A 575-nucleotide genomic window follows, 5' to 3' on the forward strand; every position below is an offset into this window, starting at 1 on the left:
TGATATACCACCCTATATACTCAAAACTTGAATTGCCTGAAGGGCACCGTTACCCAATCATGAAGTATCAATATCTCTATGAAGAGGTACGTCGCGATGTGCAAGCTGAGTGGGTACAGTTTTTTGAACCACAAGCTCTGTCAATTGAAGCGATCAAGCGCGTGCATGATGCGGAGTATGTTGACTTACTGGCACAAGGTAATATGCCCGCCGCTAAAATGCGTCGAATCGGCTTTCCTTGGAGTGAAGCTCTGATCACTCGAACACTGACATCAGCGGCTGGTACACTTCTGACAGCCGAAAAAGCGCTTGAGCACGGTATCGCACTGCACTTAAGTGGTGGTTACCACCATGCTCACAAAGATTTTGGTAGTGGATTCTGTTTGTTCAACGATTTAGTGATTGCGGCTAAACACATGTTGGATAACGAGCACGTTGATAAGATTTTAATTATTGATAGTGATGTTCATCATGGTGATGGAACCGCCACCTTGTGCCAAGAAGAGCCGGACATCGTGACGCTCTCTTTTCATTGCGATAAAAACTTTCCTGCGAGAAAACCACAGTCTGATTTG

At 45.2% G+C, this 575-nt stretch carries 1 pseudogene; it reads left to right on the forward strand.

What is annotated here, in order from left to right:
- Nucleotides 1-2 precede the first annotated feature (2 nt).
- Nucleotides 3-575: pseudogene (locus R7040_RS28570) on the forward strand (histone deacetylase); the annotation flags it as partial.

The sequence above is a fragment of the Vibrio sp. 1069 genome (assembly GCF_033340555.1).